We start from the raw sequence: 19,027 nt of genomic DNA on the forward strand, positions 1-19,027 counted from the left end.
AATCCAAATTGGTCAATAGTTACTGTAATACGTTTAAAAGTTGTTTGGCTTTAATCGCATCTTGTTGTATTTGTGTATGAAGTAAGTCAAAAGAATCAAACTTCATTTCTTCTCTGATTTTATGGGTCAATGCTACCGCAATAAATTGCCCGTACAAATTCCCATTAAAATTAAATAAATGTACTTCTAATTGTGAACGTTGGCCGTTGACAGTTGGTCTATGCCCAACATTTGCCACGCCTGAGTAATTACTATTTCCCACTTGAACATTCACTGCAAACACACCATTTACTGGTGCTTTGCATCTTTTTAATAAAACATTGGCAGTAGGAAAACCTATAGTTCGGCCTCTTTTATCGCCATGTATCACTTTACCGGATATGGTAAAATCCCTGCCTAACATTTGTTTGCTTAGCGCAAAGTTATTCGTATCTAATGCTTCTCGTATTGCCGTCGAACTGATACGACAATTTTCCATCAGAAAACTTTGAGTACTGACTACATCAAATTGATATTTTTCTCCCATGTTTTGCAACATTGAGAAATCACCTGATCTAGCTTGGCCGAAATGAAAATCGTCACCAACCACTAAAAATTTGCAACCTAACTTTCCAACTATTAAATTTTCGACAAACTCTGTCGCGCTATAAGCGGCAAAATCTAGGTCAAATTTAATACACAATAAACGATCCACACCTAATTTTTTAAGCTCGCTATACTTGTCTCTTAACAAGCTTAATCTTGCCGGCGCTAACTCTGGCGTAAACAACTCCTCTGGCTGCGGTTCGAATATCATCACAGTTGCCGGTAGTCCAAGAGTTTTAGCCTTAGCCACCACCTGGCTTAACACTGCTTGATGCCCTAAATGCACACCATCAAACTTGCCTATGGTTAATACACAGCCTTTATGCTTTTCTTTGAGGTTATGTATCCCGCGGATCAATTCCACTTAAATTCTCTATTCCTAGGGTTGTTTAAAGCTTGTCAGCTAATTTTTCGAATTGATAGTCTTCGAAAAATAATCAAAGGGGCGGATTATAACTGACTGTAGCCTGATTGAAAGCAGTAACATTGGCGATCTAAGAATTTTATTACATAGCTAAAACTATCAGCTTTTAAGCTTGCGCATTTTTACTGGAAAATGAGCTTTTACGCACTCCTAACACCAGTAAAGACAGCACAAATACCGAAGCACCTAACAAGATCAATTTGCTCAATTCAATAATTTTATTCAAAAATGAAAATTCAACCCAAGTGACCGAGTCGGGATTAATTTGATAAACCAAAGTCGCCATTAAAATACTCGCCACTAGAATCTTAATAACTAAAGAAATAGTCTGAGACGACACCACATAAATATTTCGTTTGCGTAATGTAAAATATAATAAACCTGCATTCATAGTGGCAGACATAGAGGTCGCAATAGCCAAACCGACATAGTCATAGGGCCAGACTAAGATTAAATTAAATACCATGTTGGCTGCCATGCACCAGATACCAAATTTAACCGGTGTTTTAGTATCCTGTTTAGAGAAAAAACCTGGCGCTAATACTTTGACTAGCATAAAACTTAACAGACCAAATGAATAAGCTTGCAAGCTATGAGAAGCAAATGTGGCATCTTGAGGGGTAAACTCACCACGTTGAAAAATGGTAATCAACATAGGTTCAGCCAAAATAAACAAGCCAGTCGCAGCAGGAATCCCTAACACACATACCATTTTTACAGCCCAATCAATATTATTACTAAAGGCTAGATCATCCTTGGCTACATGGTTTCTAGACAAAGTTGGTAAGATCACTGTGGCAATAGCAATGCCAAATAAACCTAGTGGAAATTCTAATAACCGGTCAGAATAATACAACCAAGAAATTGCTCCTGTGCCTAAGGCAGTAGCGATCATAGTATCTAACAACAAATTTAATTGACCAACAGACACCCCAAATAAAGCGGGGATCATCAAGGTACGTACTTTAACAATGTCAGGATCTGACCATCCCCATTTAGGTCTGACTAGGAGGCCTGCTTGGATCAAAAACGGGATTAAAAAAAGTAATTGGCATAAACCACCAATAAATACTCCCCAGGCTAGAGCAAATGCTGGTTGGTCAAACTGTGGTGCCAGATAAATAGCGCAACTAATGATAGACACATTCAGTACCACAGGTGTAAACGCAGCCATGGCGAACTTATTTAAGGTATTTAAAATAGCCCCAGCTAAACCTGCTAGAGAAATGAATAAAAGATAAGGAAAAGTAATTTTTAGCATCAATGATGCAAGTTCATATTTGGCGGCTTCTGGTCCACCATTAAGATATTCAACAAACCAACCCATACCAAAAAGCGCGGCTAATATAGGTGAAGCTACTACACCTATGATAGTAACTATGGTGACAACAAAACCTAAAGATCCTGACACCTTTGCAATAAACTGTTTAAGATGCTCTTCATCCCCTTCACCTTTTACGTCCGTCAGTACAGGGATAAACGCTTGAGCAAACGCCCCTTCGGCAAATAAGCGCCTTAAAAAGTTAGGGATTTTGTTAGCAAATAGAAATACATCGGCACTGGCACCAGCCCCCATCAAGTTGGCAATCACAGCGTCTCTTATCAAACCCAATATTCTGGATATAAAGGTCATAACACTGACAATCATGCCTGATTTAAACAACTTACGGGACACGTATACATTCCAATAAAATAAAAAGACGTATTATGCGGTATGGTTTTGCTCAATAGCAATCTTAAAATATTGATAACATATCCCAATGTTATTGATTTACAGCCGTTTTTACTGTTTTTTCCAAAGTAATTTTTATATCGAATAAAAAAATTCAAACAATATTATAAAAACTGACTATAAAATCCACAAAATAGATTGACATAAAGCTGTATATCAGGATAATTCGCCCCCTTGAATTTTGACTAGAATTTTTTGGGAGTTCCAACTTGGCTAACATCAAGTCTGCTAAGAAACGTGCTATACAAGCGGAAAAGCGTCGCCAACATAACGCTAGCCGTCGTTCGATGACACGTACATCTTTGAAAAAAGTACTTTCTGCAATTGCCTCTGGCGATAAAGAAGCTGCTCAAGCTGCATACTCTGCAGCAACACCTTTACTTGACCGTATGGCAACTAAAGGTTTGATCCATAAAAATAAAGCTGCTCGTCATAAAAGTCGTTTAGCTGCTCAAATTAAAGCTTTAGCTTAATTTGTATTTATTATAAAAAAGCGCCTAAGGCGCTTTTTTTATGTCTGAAATTTAGAGTTATAGCAATCGTTTATTTAAAACTCAGGCAGTAACGTTTCAACCCAGGCCACGACTTCAACTTCAGGCTCTAAGGTTTCACAAGCATCAACTTCTAACAACTCGGCAAGTGGCTTTCCTTCAAGCTCATTCAACAAGTCAAATATTTGTACACCGGCACCACAAAAACTCTCGCCATAGCTACTATCACCCAAAGCAGCAACAGCAAACGGCTTTTGAGCCATTGATGGACGTGCTTCAGCTAGATCCTGAATAAAAAACTCTAAGTTAGGTGGAATATCACCTTGGCCTGTACTTGAACTAATTATCAGTACTTTAGAAGCCTGCTTAAAATCTTCAACACTAGGATCGGTAAAAATCTCACTGGTGATACCTTTCGTGTCTAACATGCTGCTCACGTCTTCAGCTACATGCTGAGAATTCCCGTATACAGAACCAACAAAAATACTAATTTTACTCATATTTAAACATTCCTAATAAGCTAGCAGTTAGCACCCACTAGCTGTTTATAATTTACCAATTGATGTTAATTGATGGAGACTCATGCCCCAGTTTTCTAGTAATAAAGATAAATTTTTATCTAGATCGCAATGTAAAGCCAGCGGTTGTAAAGATACTGGATGCACCAAGCTCATAGATTTACAGGTTAACGCCAACTGATTAAACCCAAACTGCTGGCGAATAAATGCATTATGTTTTCCATCTCCGTGGGTGGTATCACCCACGATAGGGTGATTAAGGTGGGCCATATGCCTGCGTAGTTGGTGTTTTCTGCCCGTTTTGGGCGTCAACTGCACTAGCGAATATCTGGCTGTTGGATAACGGCTCACGGCAAAAGGTAATTCAAACAACTCTAATCTATTAAAGCACGTGAATGCCTCTTGAGCAGGTTTATCTTTGTTAGCCATTTTGTCGGCAATTTTATCCAGTTTTTCTTTCAACGGATAATCAATTTCGCCACTTTGTGTTATGTGTCCACGTACAATAGCTAGGTAAGTTTTTTGTATAGTTTGTTGAGCAAACTGCTCATTTAAACTTCTAGCCACCTCTGCAGATAAAGCAAACAGCAACACACCTGAAGTGGGTCGATCTAATCTATGTACCGGAAATACATGTTGGCCTATTTGGTCACGTACCAATTGCATGGCAAATTCTGTCTCATGTTTATCTAACATGCTTCTGTGTACCAATAGTCCCGACGGTTTATTCACAGCGATGACATATTCGTCTTGATAAATAATTGGCAAACTATTCATCAAGTTCCCCATCAAATAACTCATCAATGTTTCGTATGTTGGTCAATAAAAATTGTTTATTAGCCACATGGACAAAACTTAATTCCGCTATAGGCAAAATCTTCAATTTACTCGGCAAAGGTAATTTATTCTTAATTAATTCTCTCATATTTGGAATAAAGATAAACTGTAACCAATTTTCCAATGGCATAGTATCCACAGCAAAAGGCACAACACTGGCCATTGCTTCTTGAGAAGGTTGTTTATCTGACCATAAACCCGTGTTCTGTAAATTTTCGGTGAGTTTTTCTAGCTGTATTTCGACTTCTGAGTAACTACGTGGCATGATCATCGGCTAATTTTATCAAAGCGCAAAATTTTACCAGATTCTTTTTCTAGAAAATTGCCCTTTATTGATTTAAATCTTTAATTTAAGAATATCATGAACAACATAGACACCATCAGTGAATTTTTGCTCCATGCCGGCACCGATTATCGTATTTTCGACATGGCGCGAGGTATTAGAGTAATCAACTCACAAGACTTCCTAGACATTGAAAACGGCACAGTACCTGCTCCATATCCGAGGCAACAACACATTTGGATGGGAGTGCTATTTTTCAATAAACAAGCCAGTAAAGAACAATATATTTGGTTTGTTAAATTACCAATTGATGAACAAGGATTGGTCATCGCAGCTGGAAGAAGACAATTTCTACAAATTGTGATTGAAGCTTTGGGTCAAGAATTAGACAAAAACAATAATCCAAACAATCAGTTACCTGAAAACCCTTTCACTTTTGTACCTAATCAACAACAATTAGCTGATTTTAATAGTGCATGTCGTTTTGAATTAGACGTGCCCTATTCAGAACATCTTGCAAAGGTAATAAACTATTTAAAATCCCCGGTTAAACTAGCCTGGCAAGACGTACCTGTGCAGGGTATAGCTGACTTTTGCCGGACTTCGAATGAACCTGAGAATACAGACTTATTTGTTAAACAGTTCAATTATATTGCGCCTGAGTTGCAAAACGCTTTGGCTATATCTTTAGAAAATAATCAGCCCAATTCGACTATTAGTTCGTTCTTAATCGATTGGTATAATGGAGGTGAAACCGACATTCAGCGTCTAACCCTGGTACTTAGAGCTATTTCTCAAGCAACAGATACTGAATCTGTACAAGGTTTGATTTTACAGATCCTCAACTCTGAAATAGGCCAAGATGCTCATATATTAATGTTAATTGCAGCTCGGCATTGGCAATATTTAAAAAATGATAAAGTCCTGGAATTATACATCGAGCTATTAGCCAACTCTGAACCAAATACCTTTATCGGTTTATTTTCAGATTTAGTACAAATACCTTCAATCAGGCCATCCATGTTAAGCATACTAAGGTGGCCCGAAAAAAGTACATCACTCACCCAAGCTATTGGCCAACTATTTGGTCAAACTAACTGATGAATATATATGACTTAATAGTATTAATAATCATAGTGTTACTGATTGCTATGTTTTGGCGATATAGAGCCACATCCGAAGCAGTAAAAATATATTTGGAAAAATACTGTGAGCAACGAAATCTACAACTAATAAGTGTAGCCAGGCACAAAACAAAGGTATCGAGTTATCGCGGCAAGTTAGATTTTAAAAGTGAATATAGTTTTGAGTTTTCTGGAAACGGTGAAGATAGCTACCAAGGTCAAGTCATTATGATAGGACTAAAGGTGTTAGATATAGAATTACCGGCTTACCGAGTAGAGTAAATTACTTACTCATTCAGTTCAAACCTACACACTCATGGGATCACTGGATAATTTAATATCAATTACAGGACAGTTTGATTAACTAGGAAAAACACCCCTGCATAAAAACAAAAAGCAGCGAAGGCGTTAACCATTCGCTGCTTTTTTTAATTTTTTAAAGTTTAAAGTGGAACAACTTTATTAGCGCAAGGGCCTTTTTGACCTTGACCAACTTCAAATTCAACCGCTTGACCGTCGTTTAAAGTTGCGTATCCGCCACCAGCTTGAATTTCAGAATGGTGAACAAATAAATCTTTGCCGCCATCTTCTGGTGTAATGAATCCGAAACCTTTATCAGCGTTGAACCACTTAACTGTACCTTTACTCATTTTTGTTACTCTTTATTATTGGTGAAATATTAATAAATATATCCGAATTCACCGGTTCGAATATAGACTAAAATCTGTATGTTAAATAAACATATATAACACCATGGTATATGAGTATGCGGGTATTTACTACATATAATCTCACTTTGGCAATTTAAAAGCGATTATATGGAATAAACTTAGTATTACTCTCACCTTTAACACTAGAGTGAATAAATACAGCTTGATACCGACACTACTTGCGCTTGCGGTTGCTACCAGCACTGCGCAATAGGTTCTGCAAAATAAAAACTATCTCCACCAAATTATCTAGTTAGTATTTTTCTTTAAAGAAATTAACAACTTTTAATTTTGATCCAAGCCGCTTCCATTTGTTCTAGACTAGCTTTTGTTACATCTTGACCTTGCTCTTCAAGCAATTTTTCTACTTGTCTAAAACGTTTTTCAAACTTGTTATTGGCTTTTATTAAGGCCATTTCCGGATTCACTTTAGCGTGTCTGGCGAGGTTGACGACCGCAAAAAGTAAGTCACCAATTTCTTCTTCAACTGCCCCTTGGTTCACCTCGTTCGCGTTCACCTCGGCTAATACTTCTTCAATCTCTTCATGCACCTTATCAACAACTGGGGGTAACTCAGGCCAATCAAACCCCACTTTGGCGCACTTTTTCTGTAATTTATTCGCTCGCAACAGTGGAGTTAAACCTTTAGGAATATTAGCTAAAGCACTGTCGTCTGCCTCTTGGCCTTTATTTTTAAGCTCTTGCTGTTTAATTGCATCCCATTGTAGGGCAAGTGACTCCTGCGACATTTGCGATTGCTTGTCAAATACATGAGGGTGACGGCGGACTAATTTATCGCTTATTGCTTGGGCGATATCATCAAACTCGAATTCACCTTGCTCTTTAGCAAGTTGAGCATAAAACACCACCTGAAAAAGTAAGTCGCCTAACTCGTCTTTTATGTCATACATATCACCATGTAATATAGCATCTGCTACTTCATAGGTTTCTTCAATAGTGTGAGGGACAATCGATGCAAAAGTTTGCTCTATATCCCAAGGACACCCCGTTTGTGGGTCACGTAGTTGCTGCATTATGGTTAATAAACGAGGCAGCTGTGTCAAGTTATTGCTTGGCTTGGACACTTACTTGTCTACCTTAAATACGTCAAGCACACCTTTAACTTGTTGAATTCTCGTAATAGTTTTTGACAGGGTTCCCAAATTTTTCACTTCAAGGGTTAGTTCGATTTTGGCTGTATTGTTACGGGTGTCACTGCTACTGTTCACCCCTAGTAAACTCGCTTTTTCATTAGCCAGCACAGTAGTGACATCTCTTAACACACCTGCTCTGTCGGTACTTAGGACCTGTAATTTAGCTAAGAAGGCAGCCTCTAAATCACTAGCCCAGTTGACTTCAATTTGCCGTTCTGGGTGACTGTCTAATAAATGATTGAGTTGTTCACAGTCTTCTCTATGCACACTAACTCCGCGACCTTGGGTGATATATCCCAAAATATCTTCACCGGGTAATGGCTGACAACATCTGGCAATTTGATTCATCAAATTACCTACCCCTTCTACCACTATACTGTCTTTTTTCAACTTTGCAGATTGAGGTTTTCGGGGTTTAATTCTGGGATCTAAGTCAAGCTCTGGCTCTGGTGCATGTTTTTGCTGGAGAAAATGCACCACTTGCATAATACGAATATCGCCGCCGCCAATGGCAGCATATAAATCATCCAGATTTTGCATATTAAAACGCTCTGTAGCGTCACTGGCTTCTTTGGGATCAATACTTAACTTAACCAATTCACGGTCAAGCATATCTTTCCCTGCATGAATATTTTTGTCTTTATCTTGTTTCTTAAAATAGGTTTGGATTTTTGCTCTAGCTCTAGAGGAATAAACATATCCCAAACCTTGGTGCATCCAATCTCGACTTGGATTGGACTTTTTGCCGGTTAAAATTTCCACTTGATCACCGGTTTGCAATTGGTAAGTAAATGGCACAATTCTGCCTCCTACTTTTGCACCATTACATCTATGTCCAACATTACTGTGAATATAATAAGCAAAATCTAGTGGCGTCGAACCAAGTGGTAAGTCAACCACGTCACCATTTGGAGTGAAAACATACACTCGGTCATCAAATACTTGGCTACGTAACTCCTCAACAATATCGCCACTATCAGACACTTCCTCTTGCCATAACAATATTTTACGCAACCAATTAATGCGCTCTTCATAGCCCGAACGACTAACAGACGCACCTTCTTTATAACGCCAGTGCGCAGCTACACCTAACTCAGCATCATCATGCATTTGTTTGGTACGGATTTGGATTTCAATGGTTTTACCTAGTTTCCCCAAAGTAACCGTGTGAATTGACTGATAACCATTAGGCTTAGGCGTGGCAATATAGTCGTCAAACTCTTTGGGGATATGCTTCCAATGAGAATGCACCACACCTAAAGCGGCATAACAATCTTGCAGTCGCTCAGCGATTATTCTGACTGCACGAATATCGTATAGTTGATCGAAGCTTAAATGTTTCTTTTGCATCTTTTTCCAGATGCTATAAATGTGTTTAGGGCGGCCATACACTTTGGCTTTGATATTTTGAGCATCAAGAGCAGCCTGCAAATCACCAACAAAATCTTCGATGTATTGTTCCCTGTCCGTACGCTTTTCATCTAATAATTTGGCAATTTTTTTATAGGTCAGAGGATGCAAATACCGAAACGAATGATCTTCTAACTCCCACTTTAGTTGGCCTATGCCTAGTCGGTTAGCTAAAGGAGCATAAATAGTGGCGCACTCTCGGGCAACCAACACTCGCGTTTCTTCATCTTCGTTTTTAACGGACTGCAAAGTACAAATACGCTCAGCAAGTTTTAACACCACAGCTCGCACATCTTCTACCATAGCCAATAACATACGTCGTACGTTATCTATTTGCGCTTCACTATTTTTCTTTCCGCTGTTGGCCCGCGTATGTAAAGACTTAATGGCGTCCATACGACGTATACCAATAATTAACTTTTGGATCCCTTCACCAAACTGTTCTTTAATTTGCTCTTCATTTAATTGGTGTACTTCACAATATGGGTAGACTAAAGCGGCTTGTAAGGTTTCATCATCCATGTGAAGTTCGTGCAGAATTTCTACCATTTCTTGGCCAATTAATAGAATTTCTGGGGTATCTGACACATCACGCAATTTTTGTTTAGTGGTATCAGGCAGGTTTAACTGCGCCAACCATTCATCAAACGGAGGGCGTTGTTCTTCATGCACTTTACGAATAGAAACCATCTAACACTATCCTATTTACTTATTAACTTAACGCTAAAAATTTAACACCATAACTAACATTAAATGGGCCACAATTAATAGGCTCTTTTAAAGGGCTATAACCATGTATAACCAAGCTATTGCCTACAAATCGACTAAAAAGCACCATGTCAGTGCAGAACTATTTCAAAATGCACAATAGGTTCAAAATAAAATACTAGAGCGATTCTAAAATAACAGTTGCCGTCGCGTAACTTTGCTCATCTGAAATAGAAAGAAAACTATTTTTAATATTTCTTTGTTTACATATTTCTGCAAACTTGCCACTTAAGCTTAAAACCGGTTGGCCTGAGGCTAAGTTTTTCACTTCAATATCTTGAAAACTCACACCTTCAGCAATGCCAGTTCCTAGGGCTTTAGATGCCGCTTCTTTGGCCGCAAAACGTTTGGCCAAATAACGAGCTGGAGACTTATGCTCTTTAAAAATCTCAAATTCAGACTGAGTTAACACCCTTTGGGCCATACGGTCTGACTTCAATAAAAGTTTTTCAAAACGAGCAATTTCAACTATATCAGTGCCTAAACCTGCAATCATTGCTAAGCTCGTGCTTCTAACATTAGCTTGCGCATATCAGTGACAGCTTTTGCCAAACCATCAAACGCGGCTCTGGCGATAATGGCGTGACCAATGTTTAACTCATACAGCTCTGGAATAGCGGCTATAGGTTTAACGTTGTGATAATGCAAACCATGCCCAGCGTTTACTTTAAGTCCTTTACTATCAGCATAACGAATGCCTTCCAATAATATACCCAATTCTTTTTGTTGCTCTTGAGCATTTTTAGCTTCGGCATATTGCCCTGTATGAATTTCAATAAATGGTGCACCTGCAGCAACGGCCGCATCAATTTGTTTTTTATCTGCATCGATAAACAAGGAGACTAAAATACCAGCTGAGGCTAAACGGCTACAAGCTGTGGTTATGCGAGGTAAATTCCCCGCCACATTTAGGCCACCTTCTGTGGTCAACTCTTCACGTTTTTCAGGCACCAAACAACAAAATTCAGGTTGCGTTTTTTCAGCTATGGCTAACATCTCATCAGTCACAGCCATTTCTAGATTCATTCTTGTTTGAATAGTGTGTTTAAGAATTTCAACATCACGATCATTAATATGCCGTCTGTCTTCACGCAAATGTATGGTAATGCCATCAGCCCCGGCCCTTTCTGCAACTTCAGCTGCATGCACAGGATCTGGATAACAGGTACCACGGGCATTACGTAAGGTGGCGATATGATCGATGTTCACACCAAGTAATATGTCTTTCATTTCAATCCTTAGACTGGTTTACACTTTTGGACCAAGTTTGTTGAAAAAGCTCTCTGCTTTTCAAAGGTTTGCTGCCTAATATATGGCTAAGCGCCATTCTGTTTAATCTTTTTGCGCATTGCAAGCTATCAGGGTCCCAATACTGGTTACTCATGTTAATCAAAGCTTGTCCAGTAAATTGATGACCACTTTTAGTATATTCTTCTACTTGCTTAATACCCTGCTCATTAACAAAATAATAAGCTAAATCTGGCTGAATACTTTCGCCAGTATCATAAGTCATTTGTATGTCAAAACCATAACCTAGGTCATTCAATAGACTGGTTTCAAAATGACGCAAACATGGCTCGATAGGTGCTAAGTTTTGCAACATTTGCAGACTAGCTTGATACAAGGCATAAATTTCAGGATGAGGTACTTCTTTTGGCAAGAGTCGATTTAACAACTCATTGAGATACATAGCTGAAAATAATTGATGGCCTGCCAATCGCAGCATAGAAGCTGACGACTCTAATTGATTGAGGTTACGAAGTTCATGTTTACCGGATAAATTTAATAACAGAGGCTGGAATGATTGAAGTAAGCTTTTTTTGTCTCCTTTACTACCACGTACGCCTTTTATTACGGCACTTACTTTGCCTAACTCTAAGGTGAAAAAATCAGTAAGGTAACTCGTCTCACGGTATTCTCGTCTATGCAACAAAAAACCATGTAATTGTTCTGAAACCAAGTCACTCAACCTAATGCTAAAATACTGAAATTAACTAACTTTAATACGTACCACTTTCATAGCTTCGAATTCCATGCCAGCGACTTCTTCTGTGATAGGATAATAGGTTAAATTGACTAGGGCACCCGTCAGATTTTTATAGGCTTTTCGACGGCGAAACTTAAAGGGCACATCAACACCTTCTATCATTAAAGTGTTGGCTAACCAGTCGTCGTCTTTTCGTTGCACATGAGAGACCACCTTCATGTCTTCTGAATGAGTGAGGTTATCGTGTTTATCTAAAAGTTTCTCAACGTCGGACTTTTTTGCCATAATCGCTAGGTTACCAGTTGCCTAAAAACGTCTAGTTTAGCACTTATCGCACATTACATAAATATTTATACCTAAGCGCCTAATAAATATCGGTATGTTTTACTAATCAACAGCCCCTAATGGGCAAATTATTGTGCAACTAAACCTTCAACCATTAATTGTAAACTGGTTCTGCCGCGAAATTCGTTTATATCCAATTTATAAGCCACACTTACCGACTGACACCTTGGGTTTGGCCAAAGCTGTAAATCAACATTAAAAGCGATGCTATCAATTAATAACCCACTTTGATGTTTGAGCACCATTTTTAAATGTTTGGTACCTACCAGTTTTTGATCCATCAACTGAAATTCACCATCAAATAGAGGCTCAGGAAACCCTTGGCCCCAGGGCCCTGCATTTTTTAAAGTTTGGGCAAAAGCTAAAGAAAAATCCGCTGTTTGTAATTCACCGTCGGTAATCAATTCTCCGGCTAAAGGTTTATCTTTAAGATATTCCTCGGCAAGTTGATTAAAGGTTTGCTCAAACGCTGGAAGGTTTTTAACCGGTAAACTTAGTCCTGCCGCCATAGCATGCCCGCCAAACTTATCAATGATGTCTGGGTAACGCTTATTTAATTCCTCAAGTAAATCTCGAATATGTAAACCCGGAATAGAGCGAGCCGAACCTTTTAAGGTTTCGTCATCTTGATGGGCAAAGGCTATGGTGGGCCGGTAATATTTATCTTTTATTCTACCTGCTAAAATACCTATCACGCCTTGATGGTAATCTGCTTGATACAAAACCAATCCAAAAGGTAATTTGCTAGTTTCAAAGTCTAGTGACTCTAGAGCCTGAATTGCTTCTTGTTGCATCGAACTTTCAATTTCGCGACGTTCTTGATTTAGACTGTCGAGTTGCACGGCGATTTGCCTCGCTTGACCTGGATCATCAGTTAACAAACATTCAATGCCCATTGCCATATCATCTAAACGGCCGGCAGCATTTAATCTTGGCCCCACAACAAAACCTAAATCGGACGCCACTAGTCGGCTTTTGTCACGGCCAGCCACTTCAATCATAGCTTGGATCCCAGGACGACATTTATCGCTGCGTATGCGTTGTAAACCTTGATGCACCAAGATTCGATTGTTTTCATCTAATGGCACTACATCAGCGACTGTGCCTAATGCTACTAAATCCAATAAGTCAGCTAAATTAGGCATCATTAATTGCTGTTGCTCAAACCAACCGATGGATTTTAATTTGGCTCGTAAGGCCAACATTAGATAAAAGGCCACACCCACACCAGCAAGATTTTTGGATATAAAATCGCAACCTGGTTGATTAGGATTCACTATGGCATCGGCGTTTGGTAATACTTCAGCTGCAAGGTGATGATCAGTAATAATAACTGTCATGCCTAAAGACTTGGCTTTATCTACTCCAGCCAAACAACTTATGCCATTATCGACTGTGATTAACACTTCTGCCTGCTTAGTGGCGGCTACCTCTACTATTTCAGGACTTAAACCATAACCAAAATCAAATCTATTAGGCACCAAATATTCACAATGCTTAACCCCCATGGATCGCAAAGACAAAATACTTAATGCAGTACTAGTCGCGCCATCAGCATCAAAATCGCCCACTATTACAATTTTTTTATCTTGCTGAATCGACTCAACTAACAAGTCTACCGCCCTGCCTACACCTGCCAATTTGTCATAATGCAATAATGATTTGGCAGTACGGCTCAACTGGTCAGCACTTTCTACTCCACGGTCAGCATAAATTTGTTTAAGTCTTGGATGAATTGAATCAGGAAGGTGTTGCGTATTCTTGTGAGTTCTGCGACTGATTTGCACAACTGGCATAAAGTGATTCCATAGGGAGAGTTTGCCTGCTAACAATGACTTTAGCAGGCATAAAGATTACATAATAGCTTTTAACGCTTGTTCTAATTGAGCAGGTGGTTGATAACCTAGTATAAGGGAACCATCTGGTAACACTATATTAGGTGTACTATTCACACCCATTTGTTGCGCAAACGAAAACTGTTCAGCTATTTTTGACTGACATTTTTTTGCAGCGACTTGTGAACCATTTTTAGCTTCATCCATAGCTTTTTGTGGGTTATCTGCACACCATACTGACACCATATCGTGATATGACTGACCACTAAGGCCTGCACGAGGAAAAGCTAAATAACGAACGGTTATACCTAAATCATTATACTCTTGCATTTCGTTATGAAACTTTCGGCAATAACCACAAGTAATATCGGTAAATACGTTAACTACGTATTTCTCTTTTTCCGCTTTGTATTCAATAACACTGTCTTTAAAGTTTTCCAAACCAGCTAAACGAGCACCTGTTAAAGCGACTTCTGTCTCGTTGCGCATGCCCTGATCTAAGTTAAAAATACGCCCTTGTACAAAATAACTGCCATCTTGGCTCACATAAAATAAACCTCTTTCAGTCATCACTTGCAACAATCCAGGTACAGGTGATTCAGCTATAGACATAATCTCAAGCTGCAAAGTACGACTGACTTTGTTTCGAACTTGGCTAAAGTCCTGAGCGTCATTTAATGTTAAAGAGGCTTTGGCTGGAGCCTGACTAACCACTGACTCAGCAGCTTCAGCGGTACTGATGGAGCGGTCTAAAGTCAGTACAAAAGTGGTTAAAACCAACATACCGATCAAACTAATCGATAATATTTTTACTTTGTTCATAAGTTTCCTAAATTAATCTAACTACAGATAAGACCCTTAAAGAGTCAATTAATTTCAAATTTGATGGGGTTAGTTTAACGGAACACTGAACGTAAACCAAAGGTTTCTAGTTATATCTAAAGGCTGTTAGTTATTTTTTCGGTATTTTTCCATACGCTTTTTAAGCTCAGATATTTTAGTTTCTAATTCATTTTTATATTTAGCACTATTTAAAAAATTATCAGCTTGGGTCTGACTGACTTTTTGGTAACTCGAATAAACTCTCATTGATATGGCCAAGTACTCTTTTTTATCGGTAAATAAATCAAGATTATTGGCAGCGAACTCAGGTTGTCGATAAGTGCTACTTTTCACCACATTTTTCATCAAAGTATTGGTGTCGACATCTACTTGCTCTTGTACCCAACTCAAGGCTTTTTCAGGGCTAGTAAAACTCAATGATTTCGCCACAAAACTTGCCCGTTTTTGTCTATTGGCACTGCCTGCAGTGTTCATATACATCTCAGCCGCTTTATCAGCATCAGTATATAGCCAGGTACGATAAACGCTCTCTTCTAGTTTATTTTGTTCGGCTTTATCTTCTATTGTGCTTACCCACTGCAATACATCTTCTGGCGCTTTGCTTGTCCAAGCTCTGACAATATTTTGAGTCAAATCTTTATTGTCCATATCTTTAGTCTTGTCTAACACATGAACAAAATCTTCAGATGTAGATAATGATTTAGCTAAACCAGATACAGCCAGACTTAAAGCCCTTCTGTCTCTTAAAAATGGGCTTAAATTGTCAATTGCAAGGTTTACATCCTGCTTTGCTATACCTGCGAATATTTCAATCAAAACGCCATTTAATTTAATACTTTGACTATTAACATTTAGGTTGAACCAATCCAAAGCAGCCAAAGGGTCACTATCGGCCCAAGTACTTAGTACTGTTGTTCTACCGGCAGTTTGTGCTTTATTTGACAGCACTTGATGCTCCACAAAAGCCATGGCAGACTGTGGTTCAAACTCTGCGTATCGACTCAACAATAACGAAAATAACTTTGAGGACTCTTCATCAAGAACCTTGGTATCTATATCGCTAAGGGCTTGTAATAATTGCTCAGGATTTAACTGCAAAAGTAAATTATAGGCTTGGGCCAGTTCAGCCATGTTCATTCCAGAACCATTATCTAATAGCTCTTTTACCTGCAATAAAATATCATTTGAACTTAACTGACTGTGAGTATCATGATTCGTATTTATATTCAAAAAAGATGATTGCGCGAACTTAGTTGTCACAACTTTATTTGGGTTTGGGTTAGCTTCTAATGATGACTCAGAGGGCTCTTGCTGAACGAATGCAGAGGAGTTAATTACAGGGTTTTGTTGCCACTTATACCCAACATAAAAAGCAGCAAGCAACGATCCCCCCCAAAGCAATCCAATTATATATTTCATTTATTATTCCATTAATCTAATTAGCATTTAATCAGGTCTGTTTGTAGTACATTTCCAACAAACCTCAAAGCTAGGCTCATTTTGTTCTTGGCATTTTGTGCAGTACCAAGGTGTTAAGTCGATTGGCTGGGCTAGAAATTCCTCAATAAAAACTTTGGCTTTTGGTAACCATTGAGGATCATAAATCCACACTTCTGGTAATACATCCATAGGAGATAACTCGCCCATAGCACCAATGGCAAATTCATTTTTTATAAAACATGCAATGCCTTTCTCTTCAAGTAATTGTTTAACTTGCCAAATCCTGAATCTATCTCCATCAAAAAATACTTTTTCCATGATCTTTTCTATAAAAAACCTGGTTAATCCATGTCGATTGAAACATTGGACAATGAACCAAGCGCATTGCCTTCGTCTGAATCGAGTTTAATCATCAAACGTAAATCATTGGGTGAATCAGCATGATGGATCGCATGATCTAGGGTAATTTTGCCAGCTTTATATAATTCATATAACGCCATGTCAAAACTCTGCATGCCCATTTCTTTACCTTTACGCATGGCTTCTTTTAAGCCGCCAATTTCGTTACGCTGAATTAAGTCAGTGACTAAAGGTGAATTTAGTAATATTTCAATGGCGGCTACTCGCCCCTTACCATCAGGAGTAGGTACTAATTGCTGAGCGACTATGGCTCGCATATTTAAGCTTAAATCAAAGCGCAATTTTTCATGTTGATCAGGAGGAGCCAAATGCATAATACGTTCAATAGCTTGGTTAGCGTTATTAGCGTGTAAAGTGGCCACGCACAAATGCCCTGTATCGGCGAAAGACATAGCATATTCCATGGTTTCCATAGAACGGATCTCACCAATCAAAATCACATCAGGCGCTTGTCTTAAGGAGCTTTTAAGAGCATCGTCGAATGATTGCGTATCTATACCGACTTCTCTTTGGGTAACTACACAGTTACCGTGTTCGTGCACAAACTCAATGGGATCTTCAATGGTTAAAATATGTCCTCTTGAATTTTGATTTCTGTGACCCATCAAAGCGGCTAAAGACGTTGATTTACCTGTACCAGTGGCACCGACAAACAATAATAATCCTCGCTTAGACATGATCACGTCTTTAAGTACTTCAGGCAATCCTAATTCAGCCACTTGGGGAATTTGGGTGACAATGCGTCTAACCACCATGCCAGCCATATCTCGTTGCCAAAAAGCACTACAACGGAATCGACCAATATCTTCACGAGCAATGGCGAAGTTACACTCTTTTGTCTCTTCAAACTCTACTTTTTGTTTGTCGTTCATGGCATCGTGTACTAAATCCAGCGCATCTTCTTCAGTTAAACAGCTATCACCAATAGGTGTCATTTGACCATTTACTTTAGCGCTAACTGGAAACCCCACTGTCACAAATAAGTCCGAAGCGCCTATATCTTGCATCGCTTCTAAATAAGGGCCGAGTTCCATTAATTACTCCTTATGCTATTGGTATTAAAAACCTGCTGATGGTTTTTTATCGATAGATTTTGCTGCCGCATCTTGAGGCGAAATTAACCCTTCAGCGACTAATTTTTGCAAACATTGATCCATGGTTTGCATACCATGTTGTTGACCGGTTTGGATAACAGAATACATTTGTGGCACTTTATCTTCTCGGATTAAGTTTCGAATAGCAGGGATACCTAGCATGATCTCATGAGCGGCTACTCGACCACCACCGTTTTTCTTCAATAATGTTTGAGAAATAACCGCCCTTAATGACTCAGACAACATGGAACGTATCATAGATTTTTCTGCCGCTGGAAATACGTCTATTAATCTATCTATGGTTTTAGGTGCTGAGTTGGTGTGCAAAGTGCCAAATACTAAATGCCCTGTTTCTGCAGCAGATATAGCTAAGCGAATAGTTTCTAGATCCCGCAATTCACCTACCAATATAATATCTGGATCTTCCCGTAATGCCGAACGTAATGCATTATTAAAACTGTGGGTGTCTCTATGCACTTCTCTTTGGTTAAGCACGCACAATTTATTTTGATGCACGAATTCTATTGGATCTTCAATGGTTAAAATATGTTCACGTTTAGTACTGTTGATATGATCGATCATGGCCGCCAAAGTAGTACTTTTACCTGAGCCTGTCGCCCCTGTTACCAAGACTATGCCGGTGGGTTGATTAATAATATCTTTGAATATCTGCGGCGCACCTAAATCATCAAGACTCAAAATTTCACTGGGGATGGTTCTTAATACAGCAGCAGCTCCTCGGTTTTGTACAAATGCGTTAACCCTGAAGCGAGATAAGTCTTTTACTTCGAATGAAAAATCCGTTTCTAGGTTTTCCTCATACTCCTTGCGCTGCTTGTCATTCATAATTTCAAAAATTAAACTATGCACTTCTTTATGTTCTAAAGCCGGTATGTTTAGCTTACGCATTTCTCCATCAACCCGAATGATGGGAGGTAATCCGGCAGAAAGATGTAAGTCTGAGGCTTTATTTTGTACACTAAAGGCCAAAAGTTCGGTAATATCCACGCAAAATTCTCCGTATATT

21 protein-coding genes are annotated in these 19,027 nt (G+C 38.8%); 3 read left to right on the forward strand and 18 right to left on the reverse strand.

Annotation, left to right across the window (positions count from 1 at the left end; translation table 11 throughout):
* Positions 1 to 19 precede the first annotated feature (19 nt).
* Both ribF and murJ read right to left on the reverse strand, forming a co-directional pair.
* Positions 20 to 949 carry a bifunctional riboflavin kinase/FAD synthetase gene (ribF, locus tag L0668_RS09545; RefSeq protein WP_235312077.1) on the reverse strand — a complete coding sequence of 310 codons (930 nt, stop codon included), beginning with the start codon at positions 947 to 949 and terminating at the stop codon, positions 20 to 22.
* A gap of 166 nt (positions 950 to 1,115) precedes the next feature.
* On the reverse strand, positions 1,116 to 2,684 hold the full coding sequence (murJ, locus tag L0668_RS09550; RefSeq protein WP_235312079.1) for a murein biosynthesis integral membrane protein MurJ: 1,569 nt from the start codon (positions 2,682 to 2,684) through the stop codon (positions 1,116 to 1,118).
* A gap of 266 nt (positions 2,685 to 2,950) precedes the next feature.
* On the opposite strand from murJ, the gene rpsT reads away from it, so the two are divergent.
* A complete protein-coding gene (gene rpsT / locus L0668_RS09555; protein ID WP_235312081.1) occupies positions 2,951 to 3,214 on the forward strand; it encodes a 30S ribosomal protein S20 in 264 nt (87 codons plus the stop codon).
* A gap of 74 nt (positions 3,215 to 3,288) precedes the next feature.
* Here rpsT and L0668_RS09560 read toward each other — a convergent pair whose 3' ends face one another.
* The 3 genes from L0668_RS09560 to L0668_RS09570 are packed head-to-tail and all read right to left on the reverse strand — an operon-like array spanning position 3,289 to position 4,852.
* Entirely contained in the window at positions 3,289 to 3,732 is a 444-nt protein-coding gene (locus L0668_RS09560) for a flavodoxin domain-containing protein (protein WP_235312082.1), read from the reverse strand.
* A 45-nt stretch (positions 3,733 to 3,777) separates the two neighbouring features.
* Positions 3,778 to 4,527 (reverse strand): tRNA pseudouridine(65) synthase TruC, encoded by a 750-nt coding sequence (truC, locus tag L0668_RS09565; protein ID WP_235312084.1) that lies wholly within the window; start codon positions 4,525 to 4,527, stop codon positions 3,778 to 3,780.
* Positions 4,520 to 4,852 carry a YqcC family protein gene (locus L0668_RS09570; protein ID WP_235312086.1) on the reverse strand — a complete coding sequence of 111 codons (333 nt, stop codon included), beginning with the start codon at positions 4,850 to 4,852 and terminating at the stop codon, positions 4,520 to 4,522. The genes truC and L0668_RS09570 overlap by 8 nt, the downstream gene beginning before the upstream one ends.
* Before the next feature lie 96 nt (positions 4,853 to 4,948).
* Between L0668_RS09570 and L0668_RS09575 the strand changes: the two genes are divergently transcribed.
* Both L0668_RS09575 and L0668_RS09580 read left to right on the forward strand, forming a co-directional pair.
* A complete protein-coding gene (locus L0668_RS09575) occupies positions 4,949 to 5,971 on the forward strand; it encodes a DUF3549 family protein (RefSeq protein ID WP_235312087.1) in 1,023 nt (340 codons plus the stop codon).
* Complete coding sequence (locus tag L0668_RS09580; RefSeq protein WP_235312088.1) at positions 5,971 to 6,276, forward strand: DUF3301 domain-containing protein; 306 nt, start codon at positions 5,971 to 5,973, stop codon at positions 6,274 to 6,276. Before L0668_RS09575 ends, L0668_RS09580 begins: the two co-directional genes overlap by 1 nt.
* Positions 6,277 to 6,437: 161 nt before the next feature.
* On the opposite strand, the gene L0668_RS09585 is transcribed toward L0668_RS09580, so the two are convergent.
* From L0668_RS09585 to L0668_RS09645, 13 genes are all read right to left on the reverse strand, one after another.
* On the reverse strand, positions 6,438 to 6,644 hold the full coding sequence (locus tag L0668_RS09585) for a cold-shock protein (RefSeq protein WP_235312089.1): 207 nt from the start codon (positions 6,642 to 6,644) through the stop codon (positions 6,438 to 6,440).
* Between the two features lie 335 nt (positions 6,645 to 6,979).
* Positions 6,980 to 7,789, reverse strand: a complete 810-nt coding sequence (gene mazG, locus L0668_RS09590; RefSeq protein ID WP_370659892.1) for a nucleoside triphosphate pyrophosphohydrolase — start codon at positions 7,787 to 7,789, stop codon at positions 6,980 to 6,982.
* Entirely contained in the window at positions 7,790 to 9,958 is a 2,169-nt protein-coding gene (gene relA, locus L0668_RS09595) for a GTP diphosphokinase (RefSeq protein WP_235312091.1), read from the reverse strand. It lies immediately after the preceding gene.
* 196 nt (positions 9,959 to 10,154) lie between these two features.
* Positions 10,155 to 10,532, reverse strand: coding sequence for a holo-ACP synthase (gene acpS / locus L0668_RS09600; RefSeq protein ID WP_235312092.1), 378 nt, complete (start codon positions 10,530 to 10,532; stop codon positions 10,155 to 10,157).
* Positions 10,533 to 10,534: 2 nt separating this feature from the next.
* Positions 10,535 to 11,266, reverse strand: coding sequence for a pyridoxine 5'-phosphate synthase (pdxJ, locus tag L0668_RS09605; RefSeq protein ID WP_235312093.1), 732 nt, complete (start codon positions 11,264 to 11,266; stop codon positions 10,535 to 10,537).
* Between the two features lies 1 nt (position 11,267).
* A complete protein-coding gene (gene recO, locus L0668_RS09610) occupies positions 11,268 to 11,996 on the reverse strand; it encodes a DNA repair protein RecO (RefSeq protein ID WP_235312095.1) in 729 nt (242 codons plus the stop codon).
* A 30-nt stretch (positions 11,997 to 12,026) separates the two neighbouring features.
* On the reverse strand, positions 12,027 to 12,308 hold the full coding sequence (locus tag L0668_RS09615; protein WP_235312097.1) for a hypothetical protein: 282 nt from the start codon (positions 12,306 to 12,308) through the stop codon (positions 12,027 to 12,029).
* 128 nt (positions 12,309 to 12,436) lie between these two features.
* Entirely contained in the window at positions 12,437 to 14,164 is a 1,728-nt protein-coding gene (gene recJ / locus L0668_RS09620) for a single-stranded-DNA-specific exonuclease RecJ (protein ID WP_268820281.1), read from the reverse strand.
* A gap of 57 nt (positions 14,165 to 14,221) precedes the next feature.
* Complete coding sequence (dsbC, locus tag L0668_RS09625) at positions 14,222 to 15,025, reverse strand: bifunctional protein-disulfide isomerase/oxidoreductase DsbC (RefSeq protein ID WP_235312099.1); 804 nt, start codon at positions 15,023 to 15,025, stop codon at positions 14,222 to 14,224.
* Positions 15,026 to 15,151: 126 nt separating this feature from the next.
* The gene (locus L0668_RS09630) at positions 15,152 to 16,465 is read right to left on the reverse strand and encodes a hypothetical protein (protein WP_235312102.1); all 1,314 of its coding nucleotides are present in this window, start codon (positions 16,463 to 16,465) and stop codon (positions 15,152 to 15,154) included.
* A gap of 27 nt (positions 16,466 to 16,492) precedes the next feature.
* A complete protein-coding gene (locus L0668_RS09635; protein ID WP_235312103.1) occupies positions 16,493 to 16,804 on the reverse strand; it encodes a putative signal transducing protein in 312 nt (103 codons plus the stop codon).
* A gap of 23 nt (positions 16,805 to 16,827) precedes the next feature.
* A complete protein-coding gene (locus L0668_RS09640) occupies positions 16,828 to 17,940 on the reverse strand; it encodes a PilT/PilU family type 4a pilus ATPase (RefSeq protein ID WP_235312105.1) in 1,113 nt (370 codons plus the stop codon).
* Positions 17,941 to 17,964: 24 nt separating this feature from the next.
* Positions 17,965 to 19,008 (reverse strand): type IV pilus twitching motility protein PilT, encoded by a 1,044-nt coding sequence (locus L0668_RS09645; RefSeq protein ID WP_235312107.1) that lies wholly within the window; start codon positions 19,006 to 19,008, stop codon positions 17,965 to 17,967.
* Between the last annotated feature and the right edge of the window lie 19 nt (positions 19,009 to 19,027).

This window comes from Paraglaciecola algarum (assembly GCF_021532655.1).
GTDB classification, from domain to species: domain Bacteria; phylum Pseudomonadota; class Gammaproteobacteria; order Enterobacterales; family Alteromonadaceae; genus Paraglaciecola; species Paraglaciecola algarum.